Genomic DNA, 557 nt, shown 5'->3' on the forward strand with positions numbered 1-557 from the left:
TGACCATGCATGCAGGTTTGTAGCGTGATGGCAGCTGATCGATTCACATCGATCCGGTAGGAATCCTCTTGCGCCTCGGCGTCGTGAAACCGCGAACGACACCACACCCAGGATTGGACGCTTGATGAACGACCTCCCCCGAACACTTGCAGCGGACTCGCTCGGGCCAACCGTGACGATCGGAGAAATCCTGGTAGAGATCGTCGCGAGGCAGACGGGCACCGGCTTCCGGCAACCTATCGACCTCATTGGTCCCTTTCCGAGCGGCGCGCCCGCCATCTTCATCGATCAATGCGCACGTATGGGCGGAGCGGCCGCAATGGTGGGCGTTGTCGGCGACGACGATTTCGGCGTCGTCAACATGGAGCGCCTGAAGCGGGACGGCGTAGACACTTCAGCCATCGCTGTTTCCCCGGATTATCCGACGGGCAGCGCCTTTGTTCGCTACCGCACGGACGGAAGCCGCGATTTCGTCTACAACATCGCCAAATCCGCCGCCGCCCGACTGGAATGGAGCCCGCAGGTCGAGGCGCTGATCGCGCGTTGCGGGCATATCC

General features: G+C 61.9%; 1 protein-coding gene. It reads left to right on the forward strand.

Features of this window, described 5'->3' with window-relative positions; genetic code table 11:
* Positions 1-124: 124 nt before the first annotated feature.
* A partial coding sequence (locus EN885_RS33085; protein WP_245493199.1) for a PfkB family carbohydrate kinase occupies positions 125-557 on the forward strand: 433 nt, incomplete at its 3' end.

This window comes from Mesorhizobium sp. M6A.T.Cr.TU.014.01.1.1 (assembly GCF_004022765.1).
Lineage (GTDB): Bacteria > Pseudomonadota > Alphaproteobacteria > Rhizobiales > Rhizobiaceae > Mesorhizobium > Mesorhizobium mediterraneum.